Origin of the sequence: Marivivens sp. LCG002, assembly GCF_030264275.1 — a bacterium.
Taxonomy (GTDB): domain Bacteria; phylum Pseudomonadota; class Alphaproteobacteria; order Rhodobacterales; family Rhodobacteraceae; genus Marivivens.
Genome location: NZ_CP127165.1, coordinates 1 through 16,114, shown reverse-complemented (window position 1 = coordinate 16,114; position 16,114 = coordinate 1). Strand labels below are relative to the sequence as shown.

General features: G+C 57.1%; 16 protein-coding genes. 4 read left to right on the top strand and 12 right to left on the bottom strand.

All coding sequences use genetic code 11. The features are described from left to right. Positions 1 to 40: 40 nt before the first annotated feature. Positions 41 to 1,078: a Gfo/Idh/MocA family protein gene (locus QQG91_RS00080; protein WP_285770948.1), complete on the bottom strand. Its 1,038-nt coding sequence runs from the start codon at positions 1,076 to 1,078 to the stop codon at positions 41 to 43. 14 nt (positions 1,079 to 1,092) lie between these two features. Then, positions 1,093 to 1,686, bottom strand: a complete 594-nt coding sequence (gene pncA, locus QQG91_RS00075; protein ID WP_285772366.1) for a bifunctional nicotinamidase/pyrazinamidase — start codon at positions 1,684 to 1,686, stop codon at positions 1,093 to 1,095. Positions 1,687 to 1,797: 111 nt separating this feature from the next. Here pncA and trhO point away from each other — a divergent pair, with 111 nt between their 5' ends. Next, positions 1,798 to 2,703 carry an oxygen-dependent tRNA uridine(34) hydroxylase TrhO gene (gene trhO, locus QQG91_RS00070; protein WP_285770947.1) on the top strand — a complete coding sequence of 302 codons (906 nt, stop codon included), beginning with the start codon at positions 1,798 to 1,800 and terminating at the stop codon, positions 2,701 to 2,703. A 2-nt stretch (positions 2,704 to 2,705) separates the two neighbouring features. Then, complete coding sequence (locus QQG91_RS00065) at positions 2,706 to 3,749, top strand: AbrB family transcriptional regulator (protein ID WP_285770946.1); 1,044 nt, start codon at positions 2,706 to 2,708, stop codon at positions 3,747 to 3,749. Here QQG91_RS00065 and QQG91_RS00060 read toward each other — a convergent pair. The 4 genes from QQG91_RS00060 to QQG91_RS00045 form a co-directional block, all read right to left on the bottom strand. Next, a complete protein-coding gene (locus tag QQG91_RS00060) occupies positions 3,741 to 4,211 on the bottom strand; it encodes a lytic transglycosylase domain-containing protein (RefSeq protein WP_285770945.1) in 471 nt (156 codons plus the stop codon). The two genes, QQG91_RS00065 and QQG91_RS00060, sit on opposite strands and share 9 nt — an antisense overlap. A gap of 62 nt (positions 4,212 to 4,273) precedes the next feature. Continuing rightward, the gene (locus QQG91_RS00055) at positions 4,274 to 6,010 is read right to left on the bottom strand and encodes a sensor histidine kinase (protein ID WP_285770944.1); all 1,737 of its coding nucleotides are present in this window, start codon (positions 6,008 to 6,010) and stop codon (positions 4,274 to 4,276) included. Further along, entirely contained in the window at positions 6,007 to 6,582 is a 576-nt protein-coding gene (locus QQG91_RS00050; RefSeq protein ID WP_285770943.1) for an RNA polymerase sigma factor, read from the bottom strand. Before QQG91_RS00050 ends, QQG91_RS00055 begins: the two co-directional genes overlap by 4 nt. Further along, positions 6,572 to 6,724: a NepR family anti-sigma factor gene (locus QQG91_RS00045; RefSeq protein ID WP_285770942.1), complete on the bottom strand. Its 153-nt coding sequence runs from the start codon at positions 6,722 to 6,724 to the stop codon at positions 6,572 to 6,574. The genes QQG91_RS00050 and QQG91_RS00045 overlap by 11 nt, the downstream gene beginning before the upstream one ends. A gap of 104 nt (positions 6,725 to 6,828) precedes the next feature. Between QQG91_RS00045 and QQG91_RS00040 the strand changes: the two genes are divergently transcribed. Then, complete coding sequence (locus QQG91_RS00040) at positions 6,829 to 7,641, top strand: response regulator (protein WP_285770941.1); 813 nt, start codon at positions 6,829 to 6,831, stop codon at positions 7,639 to 7,641. Positions 7,642 to 7,799: 158 nt separating this feature from the next. Next, positions 7,800 to 8,660: an urea carboxylase-associated family protein gene (locus tag QQG91_RS00035; protein WP_285770940.1), complete on the top strand. Its 861-nt coding sequence runs from the start codon at positions 7,800 to 7,802 to the stop codon at positions 8,658 to 8,660. A gap of 36 nt (positions 8,661 to 8,696) precedes the next feature. Here QQG91_RS00035 and gyrB read toward each other — a convergent pair whose 3' ends face one another. The 6 genes from gyrB to dnaA form a co-directional block, all read right to left on the bottom strand. Then, positions 8,697 to 11,114, bottom strand: coding sequence for a DNA topoisomerase (ATP-hydrolyzing) subunit B (gene gyrB, locus QQG91_RS00030; protein WP_285770939.1), 2,418 nt, complete (start codon positions 11,112 to 11,114; stop codon positions 8,697 to 8,699). Between the two features lie 79 nt (positions 11,115 to 11,193). Continuing rightward, positions 11,194 to 11,814, bottom strand: a complete 621-nt coding sequence (locus QQG91_RS00025; RefSeq protein ID WP_285770938.1) for a LysE family translocator — start codon at positions 11,812 to 11,814, stop codon at positions 11,194 to 11,196. Then, positions 11,811 to 12,242 (bottom strand): VOC family protein, encoded by a 432-nt coding sequence (locus tag QQG91_RS00020; protein WP_285770937.1) that lies wholly within the window; start codon positions 12,240 to 12,242, stop codon positions 11,811 to 11,813. The genes QQG91_RS00025 and QQG91_RS00020 overlap by 4 nt, the downstream gene beginning before the upstream one ends. Further along, positions 12,243 to 13,343, bottom strand: a complete 1,101-nt coding sequence (gene recF, locus QQG91_RS00015) for a DNA replication/repair protein RecF (RefSeq protein WP_285770936.1) — start codon at positions 13,341 to 13,343, stop codon at positions 12,243 to 12,245. Between the two features lie 70 nt (positions 13,344 to 13,413). After that, positions 13,414 to 14,532: a DNA polymerase III subunit beta gene (gene dnaN / locus QQG91_RS00010; RefSeq protein WP_285770935.1), complete on the bottom strand. Its 1,119-nt coding sequence runs from the start codon at positions 14,530 to 14,532 to the stop codon at positions 13,414 to 13,416. Between the two features lie 132 nt (positions 14,533 to 14,664). Further along, positions 14,665 to 16,014 (bottom strand): chromosomal replication initiator protein DnaA, encoded by a 1,350-nt coding sequence (gene dnaA / locus QQG91_RS00005; protein ID WP_285770934.1) that lies wholly within the window; start codon positions 16,012 to 16,014, stop codon positions 14,665 to 14,667. Between the last annotated feature and the right edge of the window lie 100 nt (positions 16,015 to 16,114).

The window sequence follows — 16,114 nt, the reverse complement described above, 5'->3', positions numbered from 1 at the left end:
CCTTGATTTGGTGCCAATAAAGAACGTGAGGCGAGACGGATCAAGCGAGCCGCACCCGCTGACCCGAGGCAGCAGAGGTTTTCACCGCCTCGATCACTCGCAGGGTTTCAAGTCCATCGCGCCCCGAAACAAGCGGAGCCTCCTCGCCGCGGATCACCTTGGCGAAATGGGTAATCTGACGGGCAAGGGGGTCTTCGTTCGGGGTCGCGGGACGCGAGAGTTCAAAGGGTTCATACCAGCTTTGCAGGCCGTTGTTGCGGCGCAGATCGAGTTGCGGCAGGGCGAGCGATCCATCCGTGCCCCCGATAAGATAGCAGTGCTCGCCGTCCGCTTTGGGATAGGCGGGGTTTTCGCCTGTCGTCATCTCCCAGCTCCATGGCGAAACAGTCGCGTCACAAACGGAAGCAGTGGCAAGCGCACCAGACGCAAATTCAAGAAGGATCACAGCAGTTTCTTCGACAGCGTTCCCTCGCACGGCGTTTGACTCGGTGGCCGTAACCGCAGCCACCTCGCCAAGGAGATACCGAAGGTTATCGACATCATGGATAAGGTTCAGAAACACCGGCCCCGCCCCCTTCTCGCGTCGCCAATCCACGTCGAAATAATCATCCGGCTTTTTGATCCAGAACATCGCATTGGCGACCAGTGGGCGCCCGATGTCGCCACGCTCGATCATTTCTTTTGCCTTTTGCATCAGAAGATTATGCCGGCGGTGGTGGCCCGTCAAAAGCGGCACGCCTGCGGCCTCGGCAGCCTCGACGAGTTCGGCCGCGTCCTCGAGTTTGTCACAAAGCGGCTTTTCGATAAGAGCGGGAAGACCTGCCGCGATGCACTCAAGCCCGTTCAGTTTATGAAGCTGGTTTGGCGTGGCGACCAAAACCCCATGAGGCCGATCCACAGCAAGCATCTCGGCAAGACTTGCATAGCAGGGCGCGCCGAACTCTTGCGCGACGACGGCACCTACCGGACTTGGATCAATCACAGCGGCGATCTCTGCGTACTGGCTTTGAGTGATATGCATCACATGTCGCCGCCCGATAAGACCGGCGCCCATGACTGCTATGCGGACTTTAGACATTTGTTTTCCCGATCTTAAACAACGTTCACGCCGACTGATGTCATCGCGTCAGCCGCAGCGGCAAGAGAGCCGTCGAAGTCGATGGCGCGGCATAGGTCGGTTCTAACGGTAACGTCGAATCCGAGCTTGGCCGCATCGACGGCAGAGTAGTGAACGCAAAAATCCGTGGCGAGCCCGACAAGCGTCAGCGCCTCGATGCCTCGGGTCCGAAGATAGCCTTCGAGCCCTGTCGGCGTTTTGCGGTCGTTCTCGAAAAAGGCTGAATAGCTGTCGATCGCGGGATTGAAGCCTTTGCGCAGGATAAGATCCGCATCCGTCCTCAGATCGCTATGGAACTCGGCCCCTTTTGTCATCTGGATACAATGATCGGGCCAAAGAACCTGAGCGCCATAGGGCATGTCGACCATGCTCATCGGAGCTTTGCCCGGATGGGACGAGGCAAAAGACGAATGTCCGGCGGGATGCCAATCTTGGGTCAGGACCACACAAGCGAAATCGTCCATCAGAGCGTTGATCGGAGCGACAATCTCGTCTCCACCCGCAACAGCAAGCGCTCCGCTGGGGCAAAAGTCATTTTGAACATCGATAACGATCAACGCGTGGCTCAATGGTTTCATGATATCGTCCCTCTGTTTGCTCGAACCCTAACGCAGCAAGTTCTGGGGTCAATTGTGCGTTGTCCTCTTGCTCGGAAATTCAGAGAGGCGTAAGCCGAACACATGTTTACAGTTGCTGCACTCTACCATTTCACCGCTTTCGATAACCCCGCTGCGCTCCAAGGACCGCTCGAGGCGCTCTGTGTTGAAAAGGGGATCACCGGAACGCTTCTTCTGGCCAAAGAAGGCATCAACGGCACCATTGCAGGCGACCGAAACGGAATCGACGCGGTGATTGCCCACATCAAAGCAATGCCGGGATGTGCCGACTTCGAATGGAAGGAGAGCACTGCGTCCGAGCAACCCTTTGCCCGTATGAAAGTCCGTCTCAAGAAAGAGATCGTGACGATGGGCCAACCCGATGTCGATCCTCGCGCAGTTGTCGGGCAGTATGTCTCGCCCCAGGACTGGAACGAGCTTATCTCGTCGCCGGACGTTGCCATCATCGACACCCGCAACGACTACGAGGTTGCAATCGGCACCTTTGAAGGCGCGATCGACCCAAAGACAAAGAGCTTCCGCGAGTTTCCCCAATGGTGGGAAGAGAACAAGGATCGCTTTCACAACAAGCGCATCGCGATGTTCTGCACGGGCGGCATTCGCTGCGAAAAATCGACCAACTTCTTGCGCCAGCAAGGCGTCGAAGAGGTGTATCACCTCAAGGGCGGTATTCTGAAATACCTCGAAGAAATGCCGCAGGAAAACAGTCTCTGGAACGGCGAATGCTTTGTCTTTGACCGCCGCGTTTCCGTGGGCCATGGGCTTGCCGAAGGTCCCTATGACCTCTGCCACGCGTGCCGCCGCCCCATTCTTGCCGAAGACACGAAGCGGCCCGAATTCGAAGAAGGCGTCTCCTGCCACCACTGTGCGCACGAAACCACCGAGGACGATAAGACCCGCTTCCGCGAGCGCCAAAAACAGATCAGACTTGCAAAGAAACGAGGCGAAAAGCACCTCGGAGGTTTGTAAAAATGCCTTTGCGCAAGCCCATGTCGATCGGCTTGTCGCTCACGATCGGTCTGGTCTCGGGCTTTGCGTTTTTCAAACTGGGGCTGCCGCTTCCTTGGATGCTTGGGCCGCTGATCTGCAATACGATCGCGGCACTTGCGGGACTTCCCGTCGCGGCGCCCAAGCGTCTCCGCCCCTATGTCATCCCGATCATCGGCGTGATGCTAGGCGCCTCTGTCACATCAGAGGTTCTGGGCCAGCTTGTCCAATGGTCCGTTGCCGCTGTGATCATGGCCGTGTTTCTTGCGGTGGCGGCAACGGTTTCCTTTGTCTTGTATCGACGTATCGGCGGGTATGACCGCGTTACCGCGTTTTTCTCGGCTATGCCCGGCGGTTTGAACGATATGATCCTGATCGGCGGGAGCTGGGGCGGCGACGAACGCAAGATCGCTTTGGCCCATGCCTCTCGTGTGTTGATGACCATCGTGATCGTCGGTCTGGTGTTCGGGCTTGTCTTCGGGGTTCGCTCGAACAGCGGCGCAGCGACGAACTGGATCGCTGTCGATGCTCTTTCCGCAAGTGATTGGGCCATTCTGATCGGGTGCGCCGCGATCGGAAGCCCACTGGGCAAAATGCTTCGGCTCCCGACGGGCATCCTCCTTGGACCCATGCTCCTAAGCGCGATTGCGCATGTCACCCATATGGTCGAGATCGCACCGCCGAGCCTTTTGGTGGTGGCGGCCCAGATCGTGCTCGGCTCAAATATCGGGTGCCAGTTCGTCGGTTCCAAACTGCGTGACATCGCGCAGGATCTCGTGCTCGGGCTTGGGTCTTGTGTTTCGATGCTTTTGTGCGCAACCGCCTTTACCTTGGCGAGCGCTGCGCTCATCGAAGCACCTCTTCCGAACGTATTCCTAGCGTTCTCGCCGGGTGGCCTAACGGAAATGTCGCTGCTGGCACTGGCGATGCACCTTGACGTGGCCTTTGTGTCGGTGATGCACATTCTGCGCATTTTGCTCGTCGTCGCCGCCGCGCCCTTGGTTTTCAGATTTACGGGTTCACGCTGAGCGCAAACCCGTTTCAACCAAAAGCCCGCGCCGCTTGGCCTCGTAGTAATAGCCGCGCGCATACCAACCGACAGCGGTCTTTTCATCGCCATCGGACACAAGCCATGCCCCCCGCAGGTATTTGCCCGCATACTGCAAATTGACATCCGCCTTGAGGAGATCTTCTGCGCTCCCTGTGTGACCCATCGTTCGGGCCGTCTGCGGAAGGATTTGCATCAACCCGTAATAGGGCCCGTTACGGGCTTCGGGACGATAACCGCTTTCACGCTGGATCACGCGATGCACCAAGGTGCGGGGGATTTGATAGTAATCCGCCCAATAGTTGATCCGAGCGCGCAATTCTTTGGTTTCATTGGGGAAAAGCGGTGGATCATAGGTATCATCGACAAAAGAATTCACCTTGGACCCACAGGCCGAAAGCCCCAGCAAGGCCATACCAACAAACAACCGACGCGTGATCATATCCAAACGCTCCAATCAAGATCGGGACGCTGATACAATGGAGATGAAGCGGCTCAAACCCCTTAATAATCACTCGGCGGTTGTTTGCTTTGGCCAAGATCGAAGTCCTGGATCGAAAATTCGATGGTGATCTTATAGGCTGTATCGGTCTCTTCGACCTCGACACGGCCGCCGATTTGCGCAGCAAAGGCTTCGATGAGCGACGTGCCGAGACCGCTTCCTTCGGTCTGGACATCGGACAGGGGAACACCGGTGGTGTTCGACAGTGAAAACTGCGCCCTCTCTCCTGAAAGCCGCTTGAGCTGGACCAGAACGCGCGCGTGGCTGTCGGTCGGCTTGCCCAGATATTTGACGGCGTTTGTCGCGGCTTCAGCCGCTAGCAAGGACAGGGGTAGCGCCTGATCGGGATAAAGCGCGACCTCTTCCACCTCATAATCGAGGATCACACCCGACGTTTTCTCAAGCCCGTTTTCATAGGACATCTGCACGATATAGCGAATGAGCTGATCAGCCCGAACCTGCCCTCGCGCCTCGGCCTCATAGAGCGAGCGGTGGACGGAAGCGATCGACATCACGCGAAGCTGAAGGTCCTTGAGTGCGCGACGGGCTTCTGGCGCGGAAAGTTTGCGCATCTTCATGTTGATGATCGACGAGATCAGTTGAAGGTTGTTCTTGACCCGATGATGCACTTCTTTGAGTAACACCGTTTTGTCGTGGATGGTGCCTTCAAGCTCTGCTTCATCCCGAAGAACCGTCTCGGCCAAGTCGCGCCAAACCTCACCGATGCGGCGTATTTCAAACGGCATAGAGGGGTTCGGCACATAGGTCGGCAACTGCCTGCTTAGGGCAAAGTGCTTCATCTCGAGCTTGAACCGCCGAACGGGACGAATGACCATTCGGTGAACCGCAAGATAAGCAACGCCAAGCGAGGCAGCCCACATCAACGCTGGGATCAAAAGCGGACTCATCCAGCGCCAACGATCGTCGACCATGAAATGTTCGCGCGGCCAGCTCCCGATCGCATAGATCGTATCCTCGACGATTGGCGTGACGGCAAAAACCCGTTCTTCGCCCGTCAGTGTTGTGGCGGTAAAGGCAATGCGCTGGCTCTGGGCCAATTCGGCAAGCGGGATATCGGCGGGAATACGTTGCCACACAGTGGCGAGCCCGTTCTGGGCGCTCATGATTTTGCCCTCTGCATTGAACGTGGCAAGTTCAAGCGGGCGATCCGAAAGAAGATTTATGTCCTCAAAAATATTGCTGTGCGGCAGGGATACCGCGATATAGCCGATGAATTCTCCCTCTTTGAAAACCGCCGTCGACATGATGACAACAGAGGTCTGGCTCACCCGTCCATTGCTTGTGATCGTCGTATAGAGGCCGGGGGATTGGGACTGCTTCACGAAGCTTTCCGTCTCGGAGACGTCAAGCCCGGTTCCCCCGCTGGCACATCGAAGAACGCCATCCCTGCTCACAAAGCCTGCAAATGAATATTGAGCGTTTTCAGCCACAAAGACTTGAAACGGCACCGAACAGGTCATGGGGTCATTCGGGTCAACCACCTGAACCACGCCGGCCAAAGCAGAGGCAGCGCCAAAGCCGCCCCTGATCAATCCGATTTCATTGGCTGCGGCTTGCGCAGTGAGGGATTCGAGTGTGACCTCGGAGCGCCTGTCGATCGCTTCCGAGACATAGAACATCTGGTAAACCGAAATGAGTCCGAGAGGAAAAAGGGCCACAGCAAGAAGCGCCGCGATCCGGAAGGCCAATCCATCAAAGAACTCAGACAGTTGTTTCACCGCGCGATCACCTGATTGGCCCCTTGGGATATGACACTCATGGTCGCACTATCAGTCAACTCGAGCGCTTCGTCATCTACAAGCTCGAGAAGCTCTATCAACCGTTTTCGCCCACGGTTCACGCGGCTCTTGATCGTGCCGATAGCAACGCCGCAAGCCTCCGCGGCTTCTTCATAGGAAAATCCCGAAGCTCCGACGAGAACCAACGCCTCGCGCTGTTCATCGGGAAGCATTTCGAAAGCGGCGTGAAAATCCTTGAGCGCAAGGCGTCCGTCATGGTCGGGCTTACTTGCCAATTTCGAGGAAAAAGCCCCGTCCACATCGGCCACTTCGCGTTTGGCTTTGCGACGTTCGGAATAGAATGTGTTGCGCAGAATGGTAAAAAGCCAAGCCCGAAGGTTGGTGCCCTGCTTGAAGCTGTCGAACCCTTTCCAAGCTTTGACGATAGCATCCTGCACCAAATCATCGGCCCGCGTCGCGTTTCGGGTCAAGCTCAGCGCAAAGGCCCGCATAGCAGGCAGATGCTCGATAATTTCATCACGAGGATCAGTCGAAGGAACTCTATTTGGCATCTTGTGTTGCCTGCTCCTTGAGTTGTCTGATCAGATCCAGAAACTTGTCGGGGACAGGTTCGATGACCCGCTCCTGATAGACGCGCTTCAGGTTCTCTTCGATTTGCTCTTCGAGCTTGGATTTGTTTGTTTTTATGGTCATCGGTTTCCCGGCACTGCCACTATCAAAATACTGGTCACTTGTTGGAACCTAACTCGGGTTCAGGAGTTTTGTTCCCAAGAATTTAAAAAGAAGGGATATTTAAGATGGCTTCGACCAACACTTCCGAGCATCTCTCTTTGGTGGTCGCAGAGAACCTCCCGTTCCTGCGCCGATATGCGCGAGCCCTCACAGGGAACCAGACAACAGGCGACCGTTATGCCGCCGCCACTCTCGAAGCGCTCTTGGTCGACCGTTCTGTGTTCGACCTGGGGCTTGATCCAAAGACCGCTTTGTTCCTCGCCTTCCATAAGATCTGGGAGAGCAGCTCGATCGGGACCGGTTCGGAAGTGAGCCAGCTCGCCCGCAAGGCCCAAGACCGTCTCGCGGCTCTCACACCCAACACCCGCGAGGTTTTGCTCCTTCGGACCTTGGAGAATTTTTCGCTGGCCCAGGTTGCGCAAATCCTCGAAACCGCCCCCGAAGATGTGGCCGAGTTGCATAAAATCGCCCTGTGCGAGATGGAGGACAACCTCTCGGGCAAGATCATGATCATCGAGGACGAAGCGATCATTGCACTCGATCTTCAAACGATCGTTGCTGATATGGGCCACAAGATCACAGGGGTCGCCCGCACCGAAAGCGAGGCAATCAGGCTTTTCGGCGCTGAACGCCCCGACCTGATCATGTCCGACATCCAGCTTGCCGATGGCTCGTCGGGGATCGACGCGGTCAACCAAATCCTCAAAACCGCAGGTGACACCCCTGTCATCTTTATCACGGCCTTCCCCGAACGTCTTTTGACGGGGGATCGGCCCGAGCCTGCTTTTGTCATCACCAAGCCCTACACCGAAGAACAGGTCGCATCTGCGGTCTCTCAAGCGATGTTCTTTGCTTCCACCGAGACGCTCTTTGCTTGAAGACACCGACAAGGGCGGCCATTTGGCCGCTCTTTCAATCTTGAGTGACCACAAGGGGTCAACTCAGTGCTCCCGATTTGGTTCCAAGTCTATACGACACGGCGCTTTTCGTCGCGCTCTCGAATATGCATGGTGAAGCGACCGAACAGGAGCCAACCATGAAGCCCAAGACCCCATCCATTCCTCCCAGCGATGCAGCGGCGCGCAAAGCCATCGCTCCGGTGATTTGCTACCCGACCGATACACTCCCGCGGCCCGACCTTGATAGCTATCGCGCTGTGCGCGATGCGCTTTCGCTTGTTTCGACGACGCATGTCCCGCCCCGCGATGCTGCAAGTTTCCACGTCCCGCAGGGTCATTTCTTCCGCATCATTTGCCCTCAGGGTCCACAGGTGGGTGACCTTAACCTCTTCAATGAAAATGATATTTCAGAGCGGTTTTACAGCGGAAAGACGCGCGCACTGAATGGAACGCATGTCGGCCTCGGCGATCAACTGTTTTCGAATTTTCCCAACATGCGTCCGATTGCGACCATCACCCATGACACACTCGACTGGTATGGCTTTGACGAGTTCGGCGGGTCGGTGCACGATGTGATCGGAACGCGCTGTGATCCTTATACCCACAATCTGTTGAGCCATGGCGGTCAGTATCACGCCTGCTGCCACTCGAATCTGACCCGCGCGCTTGCCGATGCGGCGGGAACCACTCTGCACGAGGCGGAGCCGCACGTTCACGATGTCCTGAACGTCTTTATGTGCACGGGTTTCACGCGCGACACGGGGCAGTATTTCATGAAAGCAAGCCCCGTAAGACAGGGTGACTATCTCGAATTCTTTGCCGAAATCGATCTTCTCGGCGTGCTTTCCGCCTGTCCGGGTGGAGATTGTTCGTCCGAGCATTCTTCCGACGCTGCGGCCTGCTACCCTTTGCTCGTCGAAGTCTATAGGCCCGAAGGCCTCCCCAAGGGGTGGGTTCCACCACAGCCCAATGGATACGACGGCACCCACGGCAGATAGAAAAACGCCCGCGAGATCAGTCGCGGGCGTTTCCGTTCAAAAGTCGAGGTTCTCGACCGAGAGCGCGTTCTGTTGAATAAAGTTCCGACGCGGTTCGACGTCGTCCCCCATCAACTTGGTAAAGATGTCGTCCGCTTCTGCAACGTCTTCAACCTTGACCTGAAGCAGCGTCCGCGCATTCGGATCGAGCGTGGTTTCCCAGAGCTGATCGGGGTTCATCTCGCCCAGACCCTTATAGCGCTGGATCGAAAGGCCCTTTTCGCCTTCTTGCAAAACCGCCTTGAGAAGATCGAGCGGGCCATAAATCCACTGGACACGGTCCTTGCGGATCAGCTTGGCAGGTTGGTCATATACCTCTTGAAGCGACTTGGTGAACGACCCCGTTTTGCGGGCCTCGCCAGAGCGGAGCATCGGACCATCGAGCGTGCGCACCTCTTCGACGCCGCGGAGAATACGGGCCAGACGGATGCCGTGATCCTGTGTAATGCGTCCACTCCAACCGCGTTCATATTCCAAAGCGATCAAATCAAGCCGCTTTGCCACGAGATCGGCAGTGCCCTGAAGATCGGCATCCACCACACCCGGAACAAAAGCGCCGGCGATGGCAGCCTGTTCGAGGATATGGCGGGGATAATGGGTCGGGAACGCCTCGAGCACGCGCTTGAGTTGGCGCGCCTCTTCGACCACGCGCATAAGATCCTGCCCTGCCATCTCGGCACCATTGGCAAGCCGCAGAACCGCGCCGTCGGTGCCCTGCTGGACAAGGTATTCATCCATCGCGCTCTGGTCCTTGAGGTAAACCTCGGACTTGCCGCGCGAGACCTTATAGAGCGGGGGTTGGGCGATGTAGAGGTGCCCGTTTTCGATCAACTGGGGCATCTGGCGGAAGAAGAACGTCAGCAAAAGGGTGCGAATGTGCGCGCCGTCGACGTCTGCGTCGGTCATGATGACGATCTTATGATACCGCAGCTTCGAAATGTTGAACTCGTCACGTCCGATGCCGGTGCCAAGCGCCATCACAAGGTTCCCGATCTCCTGCGACGAGAGCATACGGTCAAAACGAGCACGCTCCACGTTGAGGATCTTACCCTTGAGCGGGAGGATCGCTTGGGTCATGCGGTCGCGTCCCGTCTGGGCGGACCCGCCTGCCGAGTCACCCTCGACGAGGAAGACTTCGGTCTTGGACGGGTCTTTCTCGGAACAGTCCTTGAGCTTGCCTGCAAGGAAGTTCACATCCATCGCGGTCTTGCGGCGGGTGAGTTCGCGCGCCTTGCGGGCCGCCTCGCGGGCAAGAGCAGCCTCGACAATCTTGCTCACGATCACCTTCGCCTCATTGGGGTTCTCTTCGAACCACTCGGCCAGCTTTTCGTTCATGAGGTTTTCGACCGCGGGACGCACCTCGGAGGACACGAGCTTGTCCTTGGTCTGCGAGCTGAACTTGGGATCAGGCACTTTGACCGAAAGAACACAGGTCAGACCCTCGCGGGCATCGTCGCCCGTAAAGTTGATCTTCTCTTTCTTGGCGATCCCCGAGGTCTGGGCATAGTTGTTGATCGTGCGGGTCAGAGCCGCACGGAAACCCGCCATATGGGTGCCGCCGTCACGCTGCGGAATGTTGTTGGTAAAGGGCAGAACGTTCTCGTGATAGCTGTCGTTCCACCACATCGCGACTTCGACGCCGATATCGTCACGCTCGCCCGTCACATAAATCGGCTCGGCCATCATCGGGTGCTTGGACCGGTCAAGGTATTTGACGAATTCCTTGACGCCACCATCATAGAAAAGCTCGGTGCGGAGCGGCTCAGCGGGGCGTTCGTCCTCGAGGATGATGCGAACACCCGAGTTGAGGAACGCCAATTCGCGAAGGCGCTTTTCAAGCGTCTCGTAAACGTAGTCGAGGTTCGAGAAAGTCGCGGTCGAAGCAAGGAACCGCACCTCAGTCCCCGTGTCTCCGTCGCTCTCGCCGACAACCCGAAGATGTTCGGTGGTTTCACCATGCTCGAACTTGGCAAAGTGCTCTTTCCCGTTGCGCCAGACGCGCAGCTCTAGCCAAACGGAAAGAGCGTTCACAACAGAAACCCCCACCCCGTGCAGACCGCCCGAAACTTTGTAGGAGTTGCTGTCGAACTTACCGCCCGCGTGAAGCTGGGTCATGATCACTTCGGCGGCGGAAACACCCTCTTCGGCGTGCATGTCCACGGGAATACCGCGACCGTTGTCGCGGACGGAAACACTCGAATCCGCGTGGATTTTGACGTGAACATAGTCCGCGTGACCGGCCAAAGCCTCGTCGATGCCGTTATCGACGACTTCGTAAACCATATGATGGAGACCCGAGCCATCATCCGTATCACCGATATACATACCAGGACGCTTGCGAACAGCCTCCAAGCCCTTGAGAACTTTGATAGAATCGGCGCCGTATTCTGCTGGCTTCTGCTCGTTTTCGGACATGCGGACTTTCCCCGTTTATTGTCAGCAAAATATAGAGAATTCTGCCAGCAATGTCACGCAGTTAGCACCACATTTTGTGTCAGATAAACGGGATCACGATCCCCACAAGAACGAGCAAGACCCCCGCTACCAAATTCGTCCTGCGAAGTGCCGCCGGCGAAGAGAGAAGCGCGCGCGCTTTACCGATGAACAGGCCAAGCGTGAGGTTCCCGATGAGCGGAATGACGGCCGACAAAACCGCGATGGCAACCATGTCGGGCCATCTCAAAGTGGTCAGATCAAAGAAACCCGGAAGCACGCCCATGTAGAACAGGATCGCCTTGGGGTTGCCGAGAATGACGGCGACCCCCGCGATGAACCCCGCCCAGGCCCCCGGTCGCGTCAGCCTGCTGTCGGTGCTGATCTTGTGGTCTGCATTCTTGATGATCAAAGCGCCCATCACCAGAAAGGTGATCGAAGCGACCCACCGCAGAACCGTCATAAAGCCCGCAAATTCGTTGACGATCCATGTCACTCCGAGAATGGCCAGAAACGGCCAGAGGATGTCCCCGATCACAACCCCCAAAGCAAGCGGCCAAGCCCCTGCAAACCCCGAAGTCAACGCACGCGCGGTCAAAGCCACCCAAACAGGACCGGGCGTCATAAAGAGGATCAAAAGCGCGCCCGCATAGAGCAACAGGTCGTAAAAGGTGATTGTCATTCTGTTGTCGGAAGCGTCAGGCTTCCGTCCTCCTTCAGTGGCCAGAACGGGTTCATGGCAAGCTCCCAAACATGGCCATCGGGATCGGCATAATAGCCTGAGTAACCGCCCCAAAAGACCTTTTCAGGGGACTTGAGCAATGTGGCACCCGCAGCCAAGGCACGGGCAAAGGCCTCATCCACTTCGGCTTCGGTCGGGAAATTGATCGCAAGCGTGCTGCCCCCGACCCCAAGCTTTTCGCCCGCGCGCCCCTGATCTTCGGCCAGAGCATCAAACGGGAAGAGCCCGAGCGCGAGCCCATTCAGTTGATAAAAGATCACGCTTGGCTGTTCTTCTGCGATGGTCCAGCCGAGCGCACCGTAAAAATCCTTGGAGCGATCAAGATCGGAAACACCAAGGGTGATAAGGGTAACTCTTTGATTATTCATTCACATTTCAACCTTGGATATTCCATCAATCTCGGTCACTTCGACGAATTGTGCCCGTGCACCGAGTTCTTGGAAAAGTTCGGGTCCCGTGCCCGTCATAAACGCCTGAGCGCCCAATGCGCATATTTCGTCATAAAGCGCCGCGCGCCGACTTGCGTCAAGATGAGCCGCAACCTCATCAAGCAAAAGGATCGGCGGCGCTCCGAAATCGCGGGCAAGACCGCGTGCATTCGCCAAAATGAGCGAGACGAGAAGCGCCTTTTGCTCGCCCGTCGAACAGACCGACGCATTGACGCCTTTGGCGGCATAAATGCCGACAAGATCGGTGCGGTGGGGCCCCGCCAAAGTGCGACCTGCCGCCATGTCACGCGCCCGCCCCTCGGCAAAAGCTCTGGCCAGAGCGTCTTCGCCCATCGGCTCCTGATCATCGGGCGTCTCTAGGCTGAGTTCGGCAACGGGAAAGGCGGTTTCCGCCTCGCGTTGCGCCTCTTCGAGGAGGGTCAGGGCACTCGCGCGGTTTACCTGAATCGCAGCGCCCGCTCGGGCCATTTGGGCTTCGACCGCCGCGTACCAGTGGGCGTCACGCACCATATCCTTGAGGAGCCTGTTCCTCTCGCGCATGGCTTTTTCATAGGTGAGAACGACCTCGGCGTGGCTCGGCTCGAAACTCATGGTCATGCGGTCCAGAAACCGCCGCCGCCCCTCGGCGCCTTCGATCCAGAGACGATCCATCGACGGAACAAGCCAGAGCACGCGGGCAATGCGTCCAAGAGCAACCTGCGCCGCCGTTTTTCCGTCGATCCTGACCGTGCGGCTTGAACCCTGTTCTGAAAAGGTTTCGACCTCGTGCATCTGATGCAAGGACCGCAGAACCGCTCCGATCTTCCAGCCGAGCGCTTCGGGCCGACGGGCGATTTCGTCCATGCTTGCCCGCCGAAGACCCCTGCCGGGGGACAGCATCGAAATCGCCTCGAGGATATTGGTCTTGCCCGCACCGTTGGGACCGTGGATCGCAACGGGTCGACCGTCAAAGTCGAACGCAGCCCGTTTGTGCGAGCGGAAATGCGAAAGCGTCAACTCGGCAACAGAAAGGCCGCTCATGCGCGGCCCCCTGCTTTAGTCTGTTCGAAGCGCCATTTCCGGCGTTCGGATTTCCGATGGAAATCAAAAATCATACGCGCATCGGCATTACGACATAGACAGCCGAAGTGTCATTACCTTCGCGCATCAGGGTCGGATCACCCGAAGAATTGAAGAGGAAAACCGCGTTCTCACGATCGACTTGGCTTGCAATTTCAAGAAGATATTTGGCGTTAAAGCCGATCTCCAAACGCTCGTCGCCATAGGCAACTGCAAGCTCTTCTTCTGCGGCACCACTGTCGGGGGCATTCACAGACAGAACGAGTCGATCCTCATCAAGGCTGAGCTTGACTGCGCGGCTGCGCTCGGACGAAACGGTTGCCACACGGTCAACAGCCTTGGCAAATTCGCTCGCATCGACTTCAAGCTTGCGGGTGTTGCCGCTCGGGATCACGCGGGTGTAATCGGGGAAGGTTCCGTCAATCACCTTGGACGTCAGGGTGATCGAGGGCGTTGCAAAACGGATCTTGGTTTCGGACACCGAAACGGCAATCTGCATATCGTCATCATCAAGAAGCTTGCGAAGCTCGCCCACGGTCTTGCGTGGGACAATGACGCCCGCCATGCCTTCTGCGTTTTCGGGAAGATCGGCATCGATACGGGCAAGACGGTGGCCGTCGGTCGCTACGCAGCGAAGCACTTTGCCGCCTTCACGCTCTGCCACATGCATGTAGACGCCGTTGAGGTAATAACGGGTCTCTTCAGTGGAAATCGCAAACTTCGACTTGTCGAAGAGGCGGCGCAGCACGGGGGCGGGAGCCGAGAAATTCGACGCGTAGTCCGAGGACGCCATCACGGGGAAATCTTCTTTTGGAAGCGTCGCAAGGCTAAAGTTCGAACGTCCCGCTTCGATCGTCAGACGCCCCTTGGTCCCGTCTTCGGTCAACGTCACAAGCGCCCCATCAGGAAGCTTGCGCACGATCTCGTTCAGGGTGACAGCCGAAACCGTGGTCGCACCAGCGCGCTCGACCATTGCGGGGGCCTTGTCCACAACCTCTATATCGAGGTCGGTCGCACGGAACTGAACGGTGTTCCCTTCGGCTTCAATCAAGACGTTGGCAAGGATCGGAATCGTGTTCCGACGCTCGACGACCGATTGTGCCTGTGCGACGGCTTTAAGCAGCTCGCCGCGTTCAATACTGAATTTCATGTCCCATGCTCCGCTTCTTGTCGGGCCTCAGCCGTCGGGAGGGAAAAACTACCTGTTTATCCCACCGGCTCAAGTGTTTTTTACACATTCTTAGACTGAACGAGTGGCGTCAAGCGCCCGAGACCAAAGTCCTCAGGCTTCGAGGGCGCGGCGCAACATTTCCAGATCATCCGCGATCTGGCTGTCTTTGTTCCGCAGCTCTTCGATACGCTTCACACCGTGCATGACCGTCGTGTGGTCACGCCCACCGAAACGGCGCCCGATTTCAGGGAGCGAACGGCTCGTCATCGACTTTGCCAAATACATCGCGATCTGACGCGGACGGGCATAGGTGCGCACGCGCTTGGGTCCAATGAGATCCGACAGGCGGATGTTGTAATGCTCGGACACTTTACGCTGAATCTCTTCGACCGTGACCTTGCGGTCCGAAGCCTTGAGAACATCGGCGAGGCAATCCTGAACAAGTTCAAGCGTGATTTCACGGCCGACAAGCGAGGCAAAAGCAAACAAACGGGTCAAAGCACCTTCAAGCACACGCACGTTGGTCGAAATGCGATGCGCAAGGAATTCAAGAACGCCGCCTGCAATTTCGAGGTCGGGATACTGCGCCTTGTAAAGCTCGGCCTTGGTTTGAAGAATGCCAAGGCGGAGTTCGTAATCAGTCGGGTGAAGATCGACGACAAGCCCGCACTGGAGACGCGATTTGATCCGCTCCTCAAGGTCTTTGATCTCGCCGGGCGCACGGTCTGCCGAGATGACGATCTGTTTGCCGCTATCCACCAGCGCATTGAACGTGTGGAAAAACTCTTCCTGGGTGGAATCCTTGCCTGCGATGAACTGCACATCATCGACCATCAGGACATCCACCGAACGGAACAGCGACTTGAAGTCCATCATCTTGCGTTCGCGCAGCGCCGAGATGAAGCGATACATGAATTGCTCGGCCGAGAGATAGAGCACATTCAAATGCGGCTGGCGCAAACGCAACTCGTGGGCAATCGCGTGCATGAGGTGGGTCTTACCAAGACCGACGCCACCATAAAGGAACAGCGGGTTAAAGGTGACGGGGCCGCCTTCTGCAACACGGCGCGCGGCGGCATGAGCCAATTCGTTCGGCTTGCCGACGACAAAGGTATCAAAGGTAAAACGAGCGTCGAGAGACGCACCCGAGACTTCGGCAGTCTGGGTCGGAACCGCAGCATCGACACGCGCGACAGTCGCAGGCGCAGCAGGACGCTGGGAATTGGCCGCCACAAACGACAAACGCGAAACGTCGCATTTGCGTTGGCGGAACATGTAAATGATCTGGTCCGCATAATTCTGCGAGACATAGTTGCCGATAAAATTCGTCGGCACTTCAAAGGTAGCAACCCCTTCCGAGAGTTGCGTAAAGACGAGCGGCTCGATCCAGTTCTTGTAGTTATTCTTCCCGACCGACCCACGTAGCATATCGCGGATCGCACCCCAGCTTTCGCTCGTCATTCTTCTTTGTCCCGTTGCTGTCCGTCATGCGCCGGACGATTATTCTTGCGCTTCACCCACAGCGGAAAAGGCCTAACAACAGCCTTCGTCGGTCCGAACC